Source organism: Helicobacter pylori (genome assembly GCF_006439795.1).
In the GTDB taxonomy this organism is placed as follows: domain Bacteria; phylum Campylobacterota; class Campylobacteria; order Campylobacterales; family Helicobacteraceae; genus Helicobacter; species Helicobacter pylori_CR.
In genome coordinates this window covers 1-20,387 of record NZ_VEYL01000004.1, presented here as the reverse complement: position 1 = coordinate 20,387, position 20,387 = coordinate 1, and the positions used below count along the sequence as shown (strand labels likewise).

At 39.5% G+C, this 20,387-nt stretch carries 17 protein-coding genes and 1 pseudogene; 6 read left to right on the top strand and 12 right to left on the bottom strand.

Annotated features, from left to right (window positions below; genetic code table 11):
• Positions 1-530: 530 nt before the first annotated feature.
• Positions 531-1,334 (bottom strand): hypothetical protein, encoded by an 804-nt coding sequence (locus FIM66_RS02650; RefSeq protein ID WP_140599921.1) that lies wholly within the window; start codon positions 1,332-1,334, stop codon positions 531-533.
• Here FIM66_RS02650 and FIM66_RS08310 point away from each other — a divergent pair.
• Positions 1,258-1,459, top strand: a pseudogene (locus FIM66_RS08310) (hypothetical protein). The gene FIM66_RS02650 and the pseudogene FIM66_RS08310 sit on opposite strands and share 77 nt — an antisense overlap.
• Here FIM66_RS08310 and FIM66_RS08130 read toward each other — a convergent pair.
• From FIM66_RS08130 to thrS, 7 genes are all read right to left on the bottom strand, one after another.
• On the bottom strand, positions 1,430-1,609 hold the full coding sequence (locus FIM66_RS08130; protein WP_140599919.1) for a hypothetical protein: 180 nt from the start codon (positions 1,607-1,609) through the stop codon (positions 1,430-1,432). The pseudogene FIM66_RS08310 and the gene FIM66_RS08130 overlap by 30 nt on opposite strands.
• 130 nt (positions 1,610-1,739) lie before the next feature.
• A complete protein-coding gene (locus FIM66_RS02635; RefSeq protein WP_140548014.1) occupies positions 1,740-2,171 on the bottom strand; it encodes a DUF1104 domain-containing protein in 432 nt (143 codons plus the stop codon).
• A gap of 354 nt (positions 2,172-2,525) precedes the next feature.
• On the bottom strand, positions 2,526-3,386 hold the full coding sequence (locus tag FIM66_RS02625) for an outer membrane protein (RefSeq protein WP_140548015.1): 861 nt from the start codon (positions 3,384-3,386) through the stop codon (positions 2,526-2,528).
• 199 nt (positions 3,387-3,585) lie between these two features.
• Positions 3,586-3,936 (bottom strand): 50S ribosomal protein L20, encoded by a 351-nt coding sequence (gene rplT / locus FIM66_RS02620; RefSeq protein ID WP_001264175.1) that lies wholly within the window; start codon positions 3,934-3,936, stop codon positions 3,586-3,588.
• Between the two features lie 94 nt (positions 3,937-4,030).
• Entirely contained in the window at positions 4,031-4,225 is a 195-nt protein-coding gene (gene rpmI / locus FIM66_RS02615) for a 50S ribosomal protein L35 (protein WP_001125542.1), read from the bottom strand.
• Positions 4,206-4,817, bottom strand: a complete 612-nt coding sequence (gene infC / locus FIM66_RS02610; RefSeq protein ID WP_000089219.1) for a translation initiation factor IF-3 — start codon at positions 4,815-4,817, stop codon at positions 4,206-4,208. Before infC ends, rpmI begins: the two co-directional genes overlap by 20 nt.
• On the bottom strand, positions 4,814-6,652 hold the full coding sequence (gene thrS, locus FIM66_RS02605; RefSeq protein ID WP_140478111.1) for a threonine--tRNA ligase: 1,839 nt from the start codon (positions 6,650-6,652) through the stop codon (positions 4,814-4,816). The genes infC and thrS overlap by 4 nt, the downstream gene beginning before the upstream one ends.
• Before the next feature lie 373 nt (positions 6,653-7,025).
• Between thrS and ppsA the strand changes: the two genes are divergently transcribed.
• Together ppsA and FIM66_RS02590 are read left to right on the top strand one after the other, a co-directional pair.
• On the top strand, positions 7,026-9,464 hold the full coding sequence (gene ppsA / locus FIM66_RS02595; protein ID WP_140498772.1) for a pyruvate, water dikinase: 2,439 nt from the start codon (positions 7,026-7,028) through the stop codon (positions 9,462-9,464).
• Between the two features lie 100 nt (positions 9,465-9,564).
• Positions 9,565-10,803, top strand: a complete 1,239-nt coding sequence (locus tag FIM66_RS02590) for a DUF874 family protein (RefSeq protein WP_140599918.1) — start codon at positions 9,565-9,567, stop codon at positions 10,801-10,803.
• Positions 10,804-10,876: 73 nt separating this feature from the next.
• Here the strand turns inward: FIM66_RS02590 and FIM66_RS02585 are convergent, their stop codons facing one another.
• Together FIM66_RS02585 and topA are read right to left on the bottom strand one after the other, a co-directional pair.
• A complete protein-coding gene (locus tag FIM66_RS02585) occupies positions 10,877-11,803 on the bottom strand; it encodes a radical SAM protein (protein ID WP_140473076.1) in 927 nt (308 codons plus the stop codon).
• Positions 11,796-14,006 (bottom strand): type I DNA topoisomerase, encoded by a 2,211-nt coding sequence (topA, locus tag FIM66_RS02580; RefSeq protein ID WP_140599916.1) that lies wholly within the window; start codon positions 14,004-14,006, stop codon positions 11,796-11,798. Before topA ends, FIM66_RS02585 begins: the two co-directional genes overlap by 8 nt.
• A 164-nt stretch (positions 14,007-14,170) precedes the next feature.
• Between topA and FIM66_RS02575 the strand changes: the two genes are divergently transcribed.
• Positions 14,171-15,715: a flagellin B gene (locus tag FIM66_RS02575; protein WP_137296877.1), complete on the top strand. Its 1,545-nt coding sequence runs from the start codon at positions 14,171-14,173 to the stop codon at positions 15,713-15,715.
• A 63-nt stretch (positions 15,716-15,778) separates the two neighbouring features.
• Positions 15,779-17,662: a motility associated factor glycosyltransferase family protein gene (locus tag FIM66_RS02570; protein WP_194149242.1), complete on the top strand. Its 1,884-nt coding sequence runs from the start codon at positions 15,779-15,781 to the stop codon at positions 17,660-17,662.
• Between the two features lie 11 nt (positions 17,663-17,673).
• Here FIM66_RS02570 and FIM66_RS02565 read toward each other — a convergent pair whose 3' ends face one another.
• Both FIM66_RS02565 and FIM66_RS02560 read right to left on the bottom strand, forming a co-directional pair.
• Positions 17,674-17,970, bottom strand: coding sequence for a hypothetical protein (locus FIM66_RS02565; RefSeq protein ID WP_140548827.1), 297 nt, complete (start codon positions 17,968-17,970; stop codon positions 17,674-17,676).
• A gap of 20 nt (positions 17,971-17,990) precedes the next feature.
• Positions 17,991-18,629, bottom strand: a complete 639-nt coding sequence (locus FIM66_RS02560; RefSeq protein WP_097552123.1) for a class II aldolase and adducin N-terminal domain-containing protein — start codon at positions 18,627-18,629, stop codon at positions 17,991-17,993.
• A gap of 415 nt (positions 18,630-19,044) precedes the next feature.
• Here FIM66_RS02560 and FIM66_RS02555 point away from each other — a divergent pair.
• Positions 19,045-20,387: SabA family sialic acid-binding adhesin (locus FIM66_RS02555; protein WP_341472523.1), on the top strand; the 1,343-nt coding region annotated here is incomplete at its 3' end.

Below are 20,387 nucleotides of genomic sequence, written 5' to 3'. Positions count from 1 at the left end.
GATTTCATTTTGTAGTAAAAAGTTTATTTAAAACTCATAAGGGGATAGGAGGCCTTTTGAAATAACTCTCCCCAACCCCAAAACTCCCCATAACCCTATAAAAGCGTGTCATGAGAAACTATCGCTTGGCTTACGCAGGTTCTTTTATTTTGATGGCAAAAACACTCAAAGGCATCAATTTGATTACCGATACTCCATTAAAATTTTTATAGGCTTTATAAAATGCGTTGGAATGTCTTAAGGTTATGATTAACTCTATCAACCGCTGTATTTCAAAGATTTTTGCGTAACAATACCTTAAGCTTACCGCAAAAAAGCCAAAAAGCTTAAAGTCTAAAGATTTTAAAAAAGCGGTGGTTTTTAAAAAAGATAGTCCTAACACAAGACGGAGTGATAGGGAGCTAAAAGCCTAAAAAGGAGTGTTTAAGAAACTTATTTAAAGCCCCCTACTCAAAGGTAAGCTAAATATTTTACTATTTTTCAGACTTATTAGAGTCGCTAATTTGTTTTTCAAACTCTTGTTGCAAGGCTTATTGTTGTTTTTCTTTCTTTGAAAGGCGGCGTTTTTTCTTGGGCTTTTTCTCTTTTTTTGAAGAAGCCTCTGGCTCTTTTGAAGCTGTTTCTTTGAGCACGTTAGCGTTAGTCGTAGGATCTAGATCCGGATTAGAAGCATCCTGTGTTTTTTTAGAAGAGCTTATAAATTCAGGGCTATCAGTATGGTTTTGAATCTCCCCACTGCTCCTCTTTTGAAACGCTGCCTTAGTTTCTTTCTCAGCTTGATCTTCCATTTTCTTAAAAGTGGCTGCATCCAGTTTTCTAGCCTTTTCTTTTTGACTCACCCTAACCATGCTGATCAAATATTTGATATACCCATCATACATATCCCCAAACTGCTCATGCAAAGCCCCAAAATCCGAGCCTTTGTAAAGCCAGTTAAACAAAGGGAGTGAAAGCTCTGTCCCTAAGTCTTTAAGCACATGTTTATAAAACTTCTCCCTGTCATTCACCACAAAAGAAACCTTGCCATTTCTATGTTCATAATAACAAATCTTTTGATCCACACAACTTTCCAAACTCCCCTTAAAGAAAGCTCCAAAAGCGGATAAGTCGCCCTTACTCATCTTGGTTTCAGAATACTGGTTAAAATTCTTCACGCGCTCTTTTTCCAAATTAACCATGCTCTTTAAAACCCTCTTGCGGTCTTTTTTCACATTCCCTGTGGAGCTTTCAGAAAACATAACATTGGGATCAATCGTAGTGTCAATAGTGGCAGAATCCGTTTCTGCTCTCAACAAAAAAGTCGTAGCTACTAAAAAAAATAAAATCCGTTTCACACCAAACTCCTAATTAATATACAGTCGCAACAAAAATAGACATTGTTCTTCATAAAAGCTCTCTTTTGAAATTTTCTTCTATTGATAAAAACCACCTAGAGTTCAAGCTGTTTTGGCCGTCTTAAAATACAGACTTTCAAAGGGTCTTTACTATTGGGTATGATACCATAGATATCCAAAAAATACAAACACTCCAAAAACTTTAACTCTAAAAAATTGGTATGCCTTTCACGGCTAAAGGGTTTTAAGAGTAGCAAAGCCCACCCACCAAGCAATAGCCTCTATTTTAAGTGCCCAAACGCTATGGTAGAATTATAACAAAAAACGCCTTATATCCCCATAGCCAAAAGCTAGGGACTTACGGCGTGGTTTTACAAAAATCAAAAAGTTAGCACACCCTAAGCGTTAATGCTCATGATGGCTTGGTTTTTTGCCTTTTTTTTCCTTTTTTTCATGATCATGAAAAGGACCTTCACATGCGCAATCGTGCAAATCTAGCCCCTCTTCACGATATTCTTTCATGGTCATTGTTTTCTTTTTGTTAGCAATCACTTCAAGAATTTCTTTTTTACGCTTGTTGCGATCTTCTTGGCTTAAAGAAGCTAAATTTTTATCCATCGCTTTCTTAAAATCCGCTTTATATTTTTTACGCTCTTCTTCTTTCATCACTGCTAATCGCTTATTGATTTCTGTGCGAAACTCTGGAACTTCGCTAGGAGCAACTTTCCCTGCTTGCTCTAATAGTTGCTTGTCATCCATGCTCTTAAAATCGCTCGCATTCAAAAAAAGCCCCAAAAAAGTCCCTGTAAATAATAAAGAAAACGCCAATTTTTTCATCAAATGCTCCCAATTCAAAAATAAAAGACAAATTCTATCATTTGATTGATTAAAGATAACTTATAGCGCTTTAACAGCGAATTGATTTTTAGATTTTATGATCAGCGCTCCGTTAAAACAGCCAACCTAATATCCCCTATCATCATTTTCAAAAATAATCAATTCATTTTTGATTTTTCAAAGACTTGTTTGCGTGCTATTGCCGGTAAGTTCAATTGCTTGTAAGGATTGCGCTTTAATTTTTAGCAAGCAGCCATATTGATTTTTTAAAGCCTTTGATACAAGAAAACTATAAAAGGCCATAAAGAGCAAAAGCCCTTTTCTATGCCCCCATAAGATTAGCCCTAAAACACCTTAAAAGCTCACAATGTAACGCCAATAAAAGGCATAGGGGCGGTGAAAGGTGAATCTATAAGTAGTCCCTTCAGGCACATTATCCGCACTAGCGGTATAATAATTGTTGCGAATAGTTTGGATTTTCAAGCCAATTTCAAAACCTTGGTGTTTAGTGCCTAAGCGGATCCCACCATTAACTAAGACCTGGAAATTTGATGGGTGGAAACTCCCTTGGTATTCATTCGCTAAGTCCTTAAAATAATAGTTTGTTGGACCCCAAGAGGTACCACCAATCGCAACGCCCAAGAAAAACCCAAAATGCAAGTTCTCACGATTGAAAATAGCCGGGTTAAACAACACATCTGTGCCAGCCCCATAGCCAAACATGAAACTTTGAGAACCCTTGCGAGCGTCTCTCATGCCATAATCGTTATAAGTGTAATACTTATAATAAGAGCTTGCAAAATCAAAGAATCCGTAATAACGCATTCCAAACTGTGGGGCTTTCTTAAAAAAATGCTTATACCCCACAACAAATCCAAAACCATTGATAGCGTATTGTTGGTTGCTTAAGCCTTTATACCCACGAGTCCCTAGAGCGCCATGAGTAAGCCCTCCTGTAGGGTTTGACGCTGTAGGCATGTTAGGCGTGTTAGAGCCATAAGCCCCACTTTGATTACCATTACAATTCCCATGGGAACAATTTTGAGCGGTAGTGCTAAGCATACCCAACTGGTAATCAATCCCTATAAAAGCAGCATTTCTTTCACCTTTTTTTGTAGGGCTAGTCTTAATAGCTTTTTCTTGCTTAGGGGTCTCTGCTGACAACAAGCTCGTCATTGCTAGAGAGATAGCACCTACTATAACAGATTTCTTCATGTATTCCTTCCTTCTACATTTTCTCTACTTGAGTTCTAAATGCTACATTCTACTATAAAATTGCTTTCTTTTTGATTAAATATAGCGATTGAATGAGAATAAATTGAAACAAAAATCAATTTTAGGAACTTTTTAGTAAAAATTCCTAAATCCTCTCACCTTTTTTAGGCTAAAACTAAAACCTAACAGCCAATAGAGATTAAAGATGCTCTTTCACGCTCTCTAACACGCTCTTAAAGGCTTGCATGTCATTCATCGCCATGTCCGCTAAAACCTTGCGGTCTAATTCAATGTTAGCCACTTTTAGGGCATGCATGAAGCGCGAATAACTTGTATTGTGCATTCTGCAAGCCGCATTGATCCTTACCACCCACAAACTCCTGAATTCTCTTTTCTTTTGTTTGCGATCCCTAAAGGCGTAATACATGCTTCTTTCAAGCTGTTCTTTAGCCTTTCTAAAATGCTTTCTTCTGCCACTATAAAACCCTCTAGCGAGTTTTAAGACTTTTTTATGGCGCCTTCTGCGCACAACGCCTGTTTTAACTCTCATTTCTTTACCTTTCTTTTTAAAATATTTTTAGGTGCGTTTTTAAAACGACTTTCCCTTAAACAAGGGGATTAACTCCACTTTCTAATCAGCATTCTTAAGCCCTGCAAAGCAACGACATGACAGAATGCGCGTTAGTGTGATGCACATGTTTTGGCGCGTTTAGATTGGCTTTACGCTTAGGGCTTTTTTTAGTCAAAATATGGCTTTTAAAAGCACTGCCGCGCTTAATCAAGTTTTTTTTAACTTTGAAACGCTTAGACGCGCCACGATTAGTCTTCATTTTTGGCATGATTTTCTCCTTTCATAAGGTTAATACGATTAAAAGGCGGGTTATTTTCTTTGGTTTTCTTTTCGTTTTTGGGGGCTTCTTTAGCCTTAGGCACAAACATCCACGAAACAAAACGCCCCTCGGTTTTTGGCTCTTTTTCAGGGTTGGCTAAATCTTGCATCATCGTTTGGACTCTAAAAAGCACATCAAGCCCAGCTTTTGAGTTTTGACTCTCCCTACCCTTTAAAACCACTTTGAATTTGACATGCTTGTTGGATTCAATAAATTCTCTCGCATGCTTGACTTTGTAGTTAATATCGTTTTGCGCGATTTGAGTGGAAAGCTTGATCTCTTTGATTTCAATTTGCTTTTGCTTTTTCTTGGCTTCCTTGATTTTCTTTTCATTTTGGTAGCGGAATTTATTATAATCCATCACCTTACACACGGGAGGTTTCGCGCTCGCTGAAATCAAAACCAAATCCAAACCTAAATTTTGAGCGATATTGAGCGCTTCTTTGGAAGAAATGATCCCATACACTTCGCCATTATCGCCCACGCAACGCACTTCTTTAAAATTAATGTCTCCGTTTAACAACACTTCGTTTCTACTCAAAAACTAACCTCTTGCATCTTAGATTCAACCATGTTTAAAAACTCCTTTAAGGGCATTTTATATTGAGCTTGTTTTTCTCTGTCTCTAATGGATAGAATTTCGGTCTCCACTTCCTCATTCCCTAACACTAAAATCATAGGGATTTTTTGCTTTTCGGCTAATCGCACCTTTTTATTCAAGCTGTCGTTTTTATCCAGCACTTCTACAAAAATATCGCGCTTTTTTAATTCCTCTTTTAATTTCAAAGCAAAAACATGATGCTCTTCGTTAATGGGGATGAGAGCGATTTGAGTGGGCGCGACAAAGAAAGGGAAATTCCCCCCAAAATGCTCGCTCAAAATCGCAATAAACCTTTCAAACGAGCCTAAAATCGCTCTGTGGATCATCACAGGCTGTTCAGCATGATTACGCTCATTAGTGAAAGCGAGCTTGAAGCGTTCAGGCAAATTCATATCCACTTGAATCGTGCCGCACTGCCATTTACGCTTTAAAGCGTCAGTGATTTTAATGTCAATCTTAGGCCCATAGAAAGCCCCTCCCCCCTCATCAATCTTGTAATCAATGCGGTGCTCTTTTAGGGCTTCTTTTAAAGCGTTAGTGGCCTTTTCCCAAACTTTATCATCGCCTATGGATTTAGCCGGCCTTGTGGATAATTCCATTTCATAGCTAAAATCAAACGCTTGCATGATTTTATGCGTAAAATCTAAAATCGCACTCACTTCGCTTTGGATCTGTTCAAAAGAGCAAAAAATATGTGCATCATCTTGGGTAAATTCCCTCACCCTTAAAAGCCCATGCAACACGCCGCTTTTTTCATGCCGATGCACCACGCCGTATTCATAAAACCTTAAAGGCAAATCTCTGTAGCTGTGTAAAGCGTTCTGATAGACTTTAATATGCCCCACGCAATTCATAGGCTTTATGCCGTATTCTTGCTCATCAATCGTGGTGAAATACATGTTTTCTTTATAGTTGTCATAATGCCCGCTGATTTTCCACACATCGCTCTTTAAAATCTCAGGACCTTTAACCGGCTCATAACCTCTTAAAAGTAACGCTTTGCTCAATAAATCTTCAATGCGTTTTCTGAGCCTTGCCCCTTTAGGCAGCCATAAAGGTAAGCCTGCCCCTATCTCATCATCAAAGCTAAAAAGCCCTAGCTCCACACCTAGCTTTCTGTGATCTCGTTTTTTCGCTTCTTCTATTTGGAAAAGATAGTCTTTTAAACCCTCTTTGGTGGCAAAAGCGATGCCATAGATTCTAATGAGCATTTCATTGTTTTCATCGCCACCCAAATAAGCCCCGGCCAATTTAGTGAGCTTGAAATGGTTTAAAAAACGGGTGTTTGGGAGGTGAGGCCCCTTACACAAATCTTCAAACTCGCCTTGTTGGTACACGCCAAATATATCGCCACTGATTTTACTCATCACCGCATGCTTTAATTCATCACCCTTAAAACGCTCCAAGGCTTGCTCTCTGGTTAAAACCTCTTTAGTGATAGCGAGCTTTGACTTCGCAAATTCTTTCATTTTCGCTTCAATTTTAGGCAAATCCTCTTCGCTGATTTTTGAAGCGGTTTTGAAATCGTAATAAAACCCCTCTTCTACCACAGGGCCTACAAAAAATTTCGCATCCGGATAAAGGGCTTTCAAGCTTTGCGCGAGCAAATGTGCGCATGAATGCCTGATCACTTCTAAAGCCAAAGGCGAATCATCAAAATATATCGGCTCTGTCCCTTTTAACGCTTTAACCCCATCGCTCAGCCCTAAGACTTTCGCGCTCTCTAAATCTATTATTTGCTCGTCTTTATAAACAGCAATCAGTTCCGCACTCATTTTTTAAAACTTATGTTTCCTTTCTTTGAATACTTTTTCAATATTTTTTCAATGCTTTTAGCAATCCTTTGAGCCAAACCCGCATTGCACTTGCGAATCCACTTTCTCAGCCTTAGGGTCGTTCATAGGCTTTAAACACGCTTGTAAAAACACCATACAAAACAAATTCAACAATAACCGCCTATACAAAACCACCCTTTCTATTCAAAAATACCTAACTAACCGCTTATTATACAATAAAATCATAAACCAAAAAAATACACCCCTTATTAACAAAGCTTAGAATACAAACTGGCTAAAACTAAAGCTCTATCATGCTATCATTATTATATTTTTGTTTTAAGAGACTTAATGATCATTTTAAGGGAGTTTTGTGCGATATATCAAGTTTTTCAAAGAGTTGAACAATAAGAATGTGAATCTGGTTGGGGGCAAGAACGCTAGCATTGGCGAGATGTTTCAAGAATTAGTGCCAATTGGGATTAAAGTGCCTGATGGCTTTGCGATCACCAGCGAAGCGTATTGGTATCTTTTAGAGCAAGGGGGGGCTAAACAAAAAATCATAGAACTTTTAGAAAATGTAGATGCCACCGAAATTGATGTGTTAAAAATCCGCTCCAAACAAATCAGAGAGCTTATTTTTGGCACGCCTTTTCCTAGCGATTTGAGAGATGAGATTTTTCAAGCTTATGAGATTTTAAGCCAGCAATACCACATGAAAGAAGCCGATGTGGCGGTAAGGAGTTCCGCTACTGCAGAAGATTTGCCGGACGCTTCTTTTGCCGGGCAGCAAGACACTTATTTAAACATTAAGGGTAAAACAGAATTGATCCACTATATCAAATCCTGTTTAGCGTCGCTTTTTACCGATAGGGCGATTAGTTATAGAGCGAGTCGTGGGTTTGATCATTTAAAAGTCGCGCTGAGCGTGGGGGTGCAAAAAATGGTGCGAGCGGATAAAGGCAGCGCGGGCGTGATGTTTTCTATTGACACTGAAACCGGTTTTAAAGACGCGGTGTTTATCACTTCAGCGTGGGGGTTGGGCGAAAATGTGGTGGGCGGCACGATAAACCCTGATGAATTTTATGTGTTTAAGCCCACTTTAGAACAAAACAAACGCCCCATTATCAAGCGGCAGCTCGGCAATAAAACGCAAAAAATGGTCTATGCCCCAAGGGGTAGCGAACACCCCACTAGAAACATTAAAACCACCAAAAAAGAATGGCAATCCTTTTCATTGAGCGATGAAGATGTGCTGATTTTAGCCAAATACGCCGTTGAAATTGAAAAACATTACTCTAAAGAAGCCAAACAATACCGCCCCATGGATATAGAATGGGCTAAAGATGGCGAGAGCGGGGAAATCTTTATCGTTCAAGCGCGCCCAGAAACCGTTCAAAGCCAAAAAACCAAAGAAGAAAGTCAAGTCTTTGAAAAATTCAAATTCAAAAACCCTAACGAAAAAAAAGAAATTATCTTACAAGGCAGAGCGATTGGGAGTAAAATTGGCTCAGGGAAAGTGCGCATTATCAATGATTTGGAGCACATGAATTCTTTTAAAGAGGGCGAAATTTTAGTTACGGATAACACCGACCCAGATTGGGAGCCTTGCATGAAAAAAGCGAGCGCGGTTATCACTAATCGTGGAGGGCGCACTTGCCATGCCGCTATTGTGGCGAGAGAAATTGGCGTGCCAGCCATTGTTGGGGTGAGCGGGGCGACTGATAGCCTTTATACCGGCATGGAAATCACGGTTTCTTGCGCTGAGGGTGAAGAGGGCTATGTGTATGCAGGCATTTATGAGCATGAAATTGAAAGGGTGGAGCTTTCTAACATGCAAGAAACGCAAACAAAAATTTACATTAACATTGGAAACCCTGAAAAAGCCTTTGGCTTTTCTCAGCTCCCTAATCACGGCGTAGGGCTAGCCAGAATGGAAATGATTATTTTAAATCAAATCAAAGCCCACCCTTTAGCCTTAGTGGATTTGCACCACAAAAAAAGCGTGAAAGAAAAAAATGAAATTGAAAACCTCATGGCAGGCTATGCTAACCCTAAAGATTTTTTTGTGAAAAAAATCGCTGAAGGCATTGGCATGATCAGCGCAGCGTTTTACCCTAAACCTGTGATTGTGAGAACGAGCGATTTCAAATCCAATGAATATATGCGCATGCTTGGCGGCTCTAGCTATGAGCCTAATGAAGAAAACCCCATGCTTGGCTATAGGGGGGCTAGTCGGTATTATTCAGAGAGCTATAATGAAGCGTTTTCGTGGGAGTGTGAAGCCTTAGCGTTAGTGAGGGAAGAAATGGGCTTGACAAATATGAAAGTGATGATCCCCTTTTTGCGAACCATTGAAGAGGGTAAAAAAGTCCTAGAAATCTTAAGAAAAAACAATTTAGAATCCGGTAAAAACGGGCTTGAAATTTATATCATGTGCGAATTACCGGTGAATGTCATTTTGGCTGATGATTTCTTAAGCTTGTTTGATGGCTTTTCTATTGGCTCTAATGATTTAACCCAGCTCACTTTAGGCGTGGATAGAGACAGCGAATTAGTCAGCCACGTCTTTGATGAAAGGAATGAAGCGATGCTAAAAATGTTTAAAAAAGCGATTGAAGCTTGTAAAAGGCACAACAAATATTGCGGGATTTGCGGGCAAGCCCCAAGTGATTACCCTGAAGTAACAGAGTTTTTAGTCAAAGAGGGCATCACTTCCATTTCTTTAAACCCTGATAGCGTAATCCCCACTTGGAACGCTGTAGCCAAGTTAGAAAAAGAATTGAAAGACCATGGCTTAACTGCGCATTGATAATAATAAAGGGGTTGATCTAACTTGAGTGGATTTTTTCGTATTAGTTTCTATGATATAGTTTTGATGTCTAGGATTGTTTTTTGAAAAAAGGTTGGTAATGGAATCAGTAAAAACAGGAAAAACAAATAAAGTTGGCAAAAACACAGAGATGGCTAACACAAAGACAAATAAAGGGACTCATTTTAAGCAAGTGAGTGCCATTACAAATACGCTCCGATCAATTGGTGGGATTTTTACAAAAATTGCAAAGAAAGTTAGAGAACTTGTGAAAAAACATCCCAAGAAAAGCAAGGTAGCGTTAGTAATATTAACCCATGTTGCTTGCAAGAGAGCAAAAGAATTAGACGATAAAGTCCAAGATAAATCCAAACAAGCTGAAAAAGAGAATCAAATCAATTGGTGGAAATATTCAGGATTAACCATAGCGACAAGTTTATTATTAGCCGCTTGTAATGCTGGTGATATTGATAAACAAATAGAACTAGAACAAGAAAAACAAAAGGCAAATAAGAGTGGGATAGAACTCGCTAATAGTCAAATAAAAGCAGAACAAGAAAGACAGAAAACAGAACAAGAAAGGCAAAAGACAAATAAGAGTGGGATAGAACTCGCTAATAGTCAAATAAAAGCAGAACAAGAAAGACAGAAAACAGAACAAGAAAGGCAAAAGACAAATAAGAGTGGGATAGAGTTAGAACAGCAAAGACAGAAAACAGAACAAGAAAAACAAAAGACAATTAATACACAAAGAGATTTAATTAAAGAACAGAAAGATTTCATTAAAGAAACAGAACAAAATTGCCAAGAAAAACATGGTCAATTATTTATTAAAAGAACAAGAATTAAGACCGGTATTACTACCGGTATTGCTATAGAAATAGAAGCTGAATGCAAAACCCCTAAACCTGCAAAAACAAACCAAACCCCTACCCAGCCAAAACACCTTCCAAACTCCAAACAACCCCACTCTCAAAGAGAATCAAAAACGCAAGAGCTTGTAGCTTATTTGCAAAAAGAATTAGAATCTCTTCCCTATTCACAAAAAGCTATCGCTAAACAAGTGAATTTCTATAAACCAAGTTCTATCGCTTATTTAGAACTAGACCCTAGAGATTTTAAGGTTACAGAAGAATGGCAAAACGAAAACCTGAAAATACGCTCTAAAGCTCAAGCTAAAATGCTTGAAATGAGAAACCCACAAGCCCACCCTTCAACCTCTCAAAGCTTTTCAATCCTTCAAAACATCGTTGCTGATATTAGTAAAGAAATAGAAGCGTCTGCTAACACTACAAAAAAAGCAGAAAAAGTGGGTTATGGTTATAGTAAAAGGATGTAGCACTTAAAAACATTAAGTTTTTAATTATCTGTCGGCTTTTGAGATCATTTTTATGGTATTTTACAAATGGAGGTTAAAACGCACAATAAAACTCCAAAGAGCCGACTTCTTTAATCGTAATTTGCTTATGGTTTAATAAAGTTTCTAAATGCTTAAAGGTGTTAGGATCTAGTATTAGGGGAGCTTCTTCTGCGCTTAAAGGGCGCCTGGAAATTAAAGCGAGCAATTCGTCTATACCGCAAGAAATCAATTTTTTGGCTTGGGCAATAGATCGTTTAGGCAAACTCACGCAAAGCCCTTCAAAAAATAAAGAGCATTTTAATAATTCGTCTTCGCTTAATTTAGGGGCTTTAAAGCTTGAGGGCCTGTCTATGGTGCTTAAATCCACTCTAGAGACATTGATTTTTTTTAAAAAGTCAGCGATGAGTTTTAAGTTGTTCGCGCTATCATTCACGCCCTTAATTAACAGCACTTCAGCCACCAGTTGCCCTTGATAAATTTGAGAAAAGCACAAAATCCCCTCTAAAATCTTGTTAATGTCTTTAGAATAGGGCTTATCCACTCTTTCAAAGGCTTTCAAATCAATAGCGTCTAAAGAAAATTTAACGATGTCAAATTCCTTTAAGGCTTGCTGGACTTTTGGCTCATAAAAGAGTGAGCCGTTGCTTAAAATCAAAGTTTTAACGCCCTTTAAAAAAGGCTTGACGCTTTGGATAAGCTCTAATAAATGAGGGTATAGAGTGGGTTCGCCATTAGCGGTAATGGTTAAAACATCAATGGGGGTGGTGAGGTTGTTTAGGGCGTTTTGAATGGCGTTAATCAAGGTTTCTACTTTTATCACTTCTTCCATGCACTCAATGGGCTTGGCTTTACCCAACTCGCAATAAATGCAATTGTAATTGCATTGTTTTTTAGAGGGCGATAGATCCACGCCCAAAGACTTCCCAAAACGCCTAGATAAAATGGGTCCAAAAACGACAGGAAGATTTTCTTTAGCCATCATCTTCCTCTAAAAACACGCGCTCTTTGCATTGGATGCATTCATGCGCCTTTTTTTTGCGATAGATTCTTTCACTCATTAAATAATGGCATTTTTCACAACGCTTGTTGATGGGCTTATGGTTGGATAAAAAATTGCATTTAGGGTAGTTGTTACAGCCATAAAACGAGCCTTTCTTGCTCCTTTTTAAGGCAATATCCCCCCCGCATTCTGGGCATTTCACGCCTTCTATGATTTCTTTTGCGTTAGGGGTGTTTTTTAACGATTTGGTGTTTTTGCATTCTGGGTAGTTGTTGCAAGCTAAAAACGCCCCTTTTCTGCTGAATTTTTGCACCATTTCCCCTCCGCATTTTTCGCACGATTCTTGCTTGGCTCCATCGTTGGCGTTTTCAGTTTGTTTGACATATTTGCATTTAGGGTAATTGTTGCAAGCGATAAACTCCCCATAACGGCTATTTTTTTTGACCAATTCCCCACCGCATTTAGGGCATGATTGGCCGGTTTTTTCATGCACTTTTTGAGAGATGATATTCTTTTTCCCGGCTTCAATTTTATCCATAAAAGGGTAGTAAAAGTCCTTTAAGACTTGCTGATAGTCGGCTTTATTTTGAGCGATATTGTCCAGTTCCTCTTCTAAAGAAGCGCTGAATTTGGAATCCACGATTTCTTCAAAATGCTTTTCTAAAATTTCTATCACCTTAAAAGCGCTCTCTAAAGCACTGATTTGCTTTTTTTCTACCTTGATGTAGTCTCTGTGTTGTAAGAGGGAAATCGTTGGGGCGTAGGTGCTGGGCCTGCCTATGCCTAAACTTTCTAAAACTTTAATCAAGCTTGCTTCTGAATAGCGCACTGGAGGTTCTGTAACATGGGCGTTGCTCTCTAGTTTTTCTAATTTAATGGGGTCATTTTCTTTCAAACTGGGGAGCAATTTGTCCTTATCGTCATTGCCTAAAATTTTATAATAGCCATCAAAAAGGAGTTTTCTGCCACTCGCTTTAAACTCGCCTTTTTCGCAAGCCACAACCACGCTTTGGCTTTCAAAAAGAGCGTCTTGCATTTGAGAAGCTAAGAAGCGTTTGTAAATTAAAGTATAGAGCTTTAATTCTTCAGGCTTAAGGTAGTCTTTTAAAGCGTTTGGCTCTAAAATAATAGAAGTGGGCCTGATCGCTTCATGGGCTTCTTGGGCGTTTTTATTCTTGCTGGAATAGACTTTGGCTTTAGGGGGTAAGTAGTCTTTGCCATAGTCTTTTAAAATCTTATTCCTCGCTTCTTCTAAAGCTTCTTTAGCGATATTCAAGCTATCGGTCCTCATGTAAGTGATCACCCCCATAACCCCTTGCGGGGTGGCTACGCCCTCATACAATTTTTGAGCGATACTCATGGTTTTTGTGGGCGAAAAGCCTAAAAGACTGGAAGCGCTTTGCTGTAAAGTGGAAGTCATGAAAGGGGGCGGTGTGGGGGATTTTTTAGATTTTTTAATAATACTAGAAATAGCGTAGCTTTCTTTTTCTAATTCGTTTTTAATCTCTTGAGCTTTTTTTTCATCAATGAGTTCTTGAGCTTTGAGTTTGTTGCCTTTATAACTAATGAGTTGCGCTTCTAAATGCGACTCAAAATAAGCGTCTAGCGTGAAGTAGGTTAAAGGCTTAAAGGCTTTGATCTCCCTTTCTTTATCAACCACAAGCTTTAAAGCCGCGCTCTGCACCCGCCCAGCGCTCAAACCTTTAATGATTTTTGATGAAATCAACGAGCTGAGCTTAAAACCCACGATCCGATCTAAAAAGCGTCTGGCTTGTTGGGCATTGACCTTAGACATGTCAATTTGTCGTGGGGTTTTTAGAGCGTTTAAAATCGCATTTTGCGTGATCTCATGAAAAACAATCCTAGGATAGCTCTCCAATTTCCCCCCAATCAAGCATGCCACATGATAGCCTATCGCTTCCCCTTCTCTGTCTTCATCGGTAGCGATGTAGGTGGTAGATGCCTTTTTAGAAAGCTCTATGATCTGTTTGACAAGCTCTTTATGGTCTTTATCCACGACATAGTTAGGAGTGAAGCCTGTTTCATCAATCTTAATGCCTAAAGCGAATTTGGATAAATCCCTAACATGCCCTTTAGAGGCGATGACTTCGTAATTTTTATCCAAAAAATTTTTAATGGTTTTGGCTTTTGCAGGGGATTCTACAATAATAAGGTGCTTCATTGAACGCCTTTAATGAAATGTTTATACCTATTAGGAATGATTGTAGCATAGAATTTTGACTGAACGCCCTATTAAACCATAAAAACGATAACAGCACTAAAAATCAAAGAGTTGGAACACCCTTTGCTTGATTAACAGCAAATATCTATGCAAAGGATGCAAACATGAGTTTTAGGATAAATACCAATATCGCCGCTTTAACTTCTCATGCGGTAGGGGTTCAAAACAACAGAGACCTTTCAAGCTCGCTTGAAAAGTTAAGCTCAGGGCTTAGGATCAATAAAGCCGCTGATGATTCTAGCGGGATGGCGATCGCTGATAGCTTAAGGAGTCAAAGCGCGAATTTGGGTCAAGCGATCCGCAACGCTAATGACGCTATTGGTATGGTTCAAACCGCTGATAAAGCGATGGATGAGCAAATCAAAATCTTAGACACCATTAAAACCAAAGCCGTTCAAGCCGCTCAAGACGGGCAAACTTTAGAAAGCCGAAGAGCGCTCCAGAGCGATATTCAAAGGTTGTTAGAAGAACTAGACAATATCGCTAACACCACAAGCTTTAACGGCCAACAAATGCTTTCAGGAAGTTTTTCTAACAAAGAATTCCAAATTGGTGCGTATTCTAACACCACGGTTAAAGCGTCTATTGGCTCAACGAGTTCGGATAAAATTGGGCATGTGCGCATGGAAACTTCTTCTTTTAGCGGTGCAGGCATGCTCGCTAGCGCGGCGGCGCAAAACTTGACTGAAGTGGGATTGAATTTCAAACAAGTCAATGGCGTGAATGATTATAAGATTGAAACCGTGCGCATTTCTACGAGCGCTGGCACAGGGATTGGAGCGTTAAGCGAAATCATCAATCGTTTTTCTAACACCTTAGGCGTTAGGGCGTCTTATAATGTCATGGCCACCGGCGGCACTCCCGTGCAATCAGGAACTGTTAGGGAGCTTACCATTAATGGCGTAGAAATTGGAACCGTGAATGATGTGCATAAAAACGACGCTGACGGGAGGTTGACTAATGCCATTAACTCTGTCAAAGATCGCACCGGCGTGGAAGCGAGCTTGGATATTCAAGGGCGCATTAATTTGCACTCCATTGATGGGCGCGCGATTTCTGTGCATGCAACGAGCGCGAGCGGTCAGGTTTTTGGGGGAGGGAATTTTGCAGGGATTTCTGGGACACAGCATGCGGTGATTGGGCGCTTAACCTTGACCAGAACCGACGCTAGAGACATCATTGTGAGCGGTGTGAATTTTAGCCATGTGGGCTTTCATTCCGCTCAAGGGGTGGCAGAATACACCGTGAATTTGAGAGCGGTTAGGGGTATTTTTGATGCGAATGTGGCTTCAGCAGCCGGAGCGAACGCTAATGGCGCGCAAGCGGAGACCAATTCTCAAGGTATAGGGGCTGGGGTAACAAGCCTTAAAGGGGCGATGATTGTGATGGATATGGCAGATTCTGCGCGCACGCAATTAGACAAGATCCGCTCGGATATGGGTTCGGTGCAAATGGAATTGGTTACAACCATTAATAATATTTCTGTAACCCAAGTGAATGTTAAAGCGGCTGAATCTCAAATCAGAGATGTGGATTTTGCTGAAGAGAGCGCAAACTTTTCTAAATACAATATTTTGGCGCAAAGCGGGAGTTTTGCTATGGCGCAAGCGAATGCGGTGCAACAAAATGTCTTAAGGCTTTTACAATAACAGCCCTTTTAATTCAAAGGGGCGTTAGCCCTTTTTTATAAGCTATTTTTATAAGTTAGAATGATGGATATTTATCAAAAAAACTTACAAGCTCTTTTCAAAAAAGACCCTCTTTTGTTCGCAAAGCTCAAAGCCGTTAAAGAAAACAAAAAATACGAAGTGTTTTTAGGGAATGATAGCGCGAATTTCAACCTCTTAGATAAAGAAACAAACACGCCCTTATTTGAAAAAAGCCCGCTAGATTCAAGCTTAGAGCTATACAAAAATAGCGAAATTTACATGCTTTATCCTTATTTGTATTATTTTGGCTTGGGTAATGGGGTGTTTTATCGCTTGCTTTTAGGTAATGGCAATTTAAAACGCTTGGTGGTCATTGAGCCTGAAATAGAAATTATTTTCATTGTGCTGAATCTCTTGGATTTTTCCACTGAGATTTTAGAAAATCGTTTGATTTTATTGCATGCAAGTTTTTGCAATTACAACATGATCGCTTCATTGTTTGATATGGATAAAAAGTCTCGTTTATACGCAAGAATGTATGATTTAAAACTTTTTAACGCTTATTATGAACGATACTCTAATCAAATGATAGAAATCAACCAGCATTTCATCCGCGCTTTAGAGCATGGCGCTATTAGCGTAGGCAATGATGCTAAAGACGCGCTCATAGGCATCAAACAGCATGCCGCTAATTTGCCTGAAGTCATCAAAAGCCCTAGTTTAGTGGATTTTGTGAACGCTTTAAAAAACAGAGACACCGCCATTATTGTTTCAACCGGGCCCAGTTTGAACAAACAACTCCCCCTTTTAAAAGAAATCGCTCCTTACGCCACGCTTTTTTGCATAGACGCTTCTTTCCCTATTTTGGCTAAAGCCGGTATCAAGCCTGATATTGTGCTGTCTTTAGAAAGGGTGGATTTAACGGCGAAATTTTACGAAGAAACCCCCTTAGATTTTCAAGAAGGCGTTATTTTTGCTCTGACTTCCATTGTGCATAAACGATTGATTCAAGCGATTCAAAAAGGGGTTAAGCAATTCAGTTTCCGCCCCTTTGGTTACACCAACCTTTTTGATTTGCACCAGTATGGTTATGTGGGCATAGGCATGAGTGCAGCGAACATGGCGTATGAATTAGTGGTGCATTCTCGTTTCAAAAGGTGCGTGTTTATCGGGCAAGATTTGAGCTTTTCACAAAGCGGTAACAGCCATGCCAATGGGGCGATTTATGGCGATAGGGAGATTAAGCCTAAAAAGGATAAAGACAAGATTTTTATAGAAAAATACGGAGGTAACGGGGAAGTAGAAACCACTTTAGTGTGGAAACTTTTCTTAGAATTTTTTGAAAAAGATATTTTTAACACGCCCTATAAATTAGAAGTCATTAACGCTACTGAAGGGGGGGCTAGGATTAAAGGGACTAAAGAAATGCCCTTTAAAGAAGTGTGCGAAAAAATAGACAAATCCAAGCCAAAGCCTCCTATCAATCTTATTTATCCCACTCAATCAGAACAGGCTAAAAATTTAAAGATCGCCAAGCAAAAATGCGAAGAGATCATCAAATACGCCAATGAGAAAAAAACACAAGTTGAAGAAGTGTTTTTGAAAGTGGCGCCATTTTTAGAAGAAGTGGAAAAGCTTCATGAAAAAAACAAATTAGAAGAGCTAGATTTTAAAGAATTAGAGCATTTGAGCGCTGAAATTGACAACGTTAAAGAACTTTTTGATGACAAGCGATTCAATTCGTATTTCATGGATGCGATACAATCTTACATTTTCCACCAGGAATTGCATATCGCTGAAATCGTGTGTAAAAAAACGAATAATGAAGACGAATTAAGGGCTAAGCAATTAGAATACATTTACGCGCATAAATACTGGCTTTTTAGTTTAGCGGGTGGGATTGATTGCGTGATAGAAGCGATCAAAATGGCTTTGAAAGAATGGTAAAACACCCCTTTTTAAGCGTATGTGTCTAGGCTGGAATAAATTTCAGGGGTATTTTCGCCATCAATAAGGCTTTTTTCAACTTGAGATCTATCTTTAATCTCGCCGTCGTTATTGATAGCGTTTAAAGCTTGTAGTCGGTCAAAATCAGGGGCGTTTGGCGTGTTATCTTGGCTGAAACCATCTTGAATACTGCTTTGTTGTAAATCCTGCTCTGCTTGATTCCTGTCCTTTATGGTTGCATCATTATTGATATTGTTTAAGGTTTGGAGCTGTGTGAAATTAGGGGTGTAATGGGTGTTGATGGTCATGTTTTATCCTTTTTAGCTTTTTACACGCTCAATCGTGGATCGTCATTATAGCAATAATCCATTAAATCGCCCAATCGTAAAACCTTGCATGAGTTTTCAATCAAATCAAAAACTTCCATGAGTTTAGAAAGCTCTCTGTGGTAGGCAAAAATCCCACACCCCTTAATGAAAACAAAATATTTTTTGCTCTCTTGTAATTGGCGTAAAATTTCTGTATCCGCTCTTTCTTGCCAGCTGTCATAATCTTTGGGGTTAAAAATAACGATTTCTTCGCCCAAAGAACGATACCCTAAATAATCCCTAGGGAGCAATCGGTTGTGGCGCAAGGAATACGCCAAACTATAAGGAGGGCGCGCGTAAGCGATGAATTTAGCGTCCAAAAACTCCCGATACACGCTCGCATGAATGGGCGAATCCAGGCTCGCTTCTTTCCAGCGGTAATCTATCTTGTCATGCAAGACCAGTAAGGTGTTTTCATTCAATTGATCAAAAACAGCGTTTCTTTTATTGATCACAAACTGATTTGCACCAATGCGTGCCGAAATGGAGCCTTGATAAAGCCCAAAAAAACCCTTTCTAAACATGGATAATGAAATGCTTTGGAGCGAATGAATCAGATTGCTGTCAATGCCTCTTGTGTGTGTGTTCATGTTTAGCATGATAACAAGTTTTTTTAATAAAAGATAGATAATAAAATAGTAAAGAGCTTGCGTCAAGCAAGCGATAACTTTACTAAAAAAGCGGTCTTGGGGGGTTAGGGGGATTTTAAGGGGGTTAAGGGGAATATTATTTTAAAATACCCCCTTAAGAGTTTTACAACTAAATCTAAAACGATCCCACCAAGTAACCAAAACCCCATTTTATCGCTATCTTTGATTAAAACAAATTTTAACCCTTTCTAATCATTTAAAATAGTTCCAAAATACCCCAAAAACCCTTTTTTTTTTTTTGAAACAACAAAACGCCCCATTAGCGCAAAAATCTTATCAATTCATGCTATATTAACGAAATCTTGTGATAAAATCTCATGCTTTACAAGACTTACCTAAACTATTTTATTTCAAGGAGAATGCGATGAAAAAAACCCTTTTACTCTCTCTCTCTCTCTCGTTTTTGCTCCACGCTGAAGACGACGGCTTTTACATGAGCGCAGGCTATCAGATCGGTGAAGCCGCTCAAATGGCAACAAACACCAAAGGCATTCAAGAGCTTTCAGACAATTATGAAAAGCTGAACAATCTTTTGAATAATTACAGCACCCTAAACACCCTTATTAGGTTATCCGCTGATCCGAGCGCGATTAATGACGCAAGGGATAATCTAGGCTCAAGCTCTAGGAATTTGCTTGATGTCAAAACCAATTCCCCAGCGTATCAAGCCGTGCTTTTAGCGTTGAATGCAGCGGTGGGGTTGTGGCAAGTTACAAGCTATGCTTTTACGGCTTGTGGGCCTGGCAGTAAAGAGAGCGCGAATGGAGGTATCCAAACTTTTAATAATGTGCCAGGGCAAAATACGACTACCATCACTTGTAATTCGTATTATGAGCCAGGATTTGGCGGGCCTATATCCACTGAAAATTATGCGAAAATCAATCAAGCCTATCAAATCATTCAAAAGGCTTTGACAGCCAATGGAGCTAATGGGGATGGGATCCCGGTTTTAAGCGACACCACTACAAAACTTGATTTCACTATTAGTGGAGACAAAAGAACGGGTGGTAAACCCAATGAACCTTTAATATACTCATGGAGTCATGGGAAAGCTATTTCAACCTCGTGGAATGACACAACACCAACACCAACAACAGAAAATATCAGTACAGAAAATAACGCTCAAGAGCTTTTAAAGCAAGCGAGCATCATCATCACTACCCTAAATAGCGCATGCCCAAACTTTCAAAATGGCGGTAAAGGGTATTGGGCAGGGATAAGCGGCAATGGGACAATGTGCGGGATGTTTGCTAATGAAATCAGTGCTATCCAAAACATGATCGCTAACGCCCAAGAAGCTGTCGTGCAAGCCAAAATCGTTAGTGAAAACGCGCAAAATCAAAACAACTTGAACACTGGAAAACCATTCAACCCTTACACAGACGCCAGCTTTGCGCAAAGCATGCTCGCTAATGCGCAAGCCCAAGCAGAGATTTTAAACCAAGCCGAACAAGTGGTGAAAAACTTTGAAAAAATCCCTAAAGACTTTGTATCAGACTCTTTAGGGGTGTGTTATGCAGTGCAAGGGGGTGAGCGTAGGGGCACCAATCCAGGTCAAGTAACTTCTAACACTTGGGGAGCCGGTTGCGCGTATGTGCAAGAAACCATAACGAATTTAACCAACAGCATCGCTCATTTTGGCACTCAAGCGCAGCAAATAGAGCAAGCGGAAAATATCGCTGACACTCTAGTGCATTTCAAATCTAG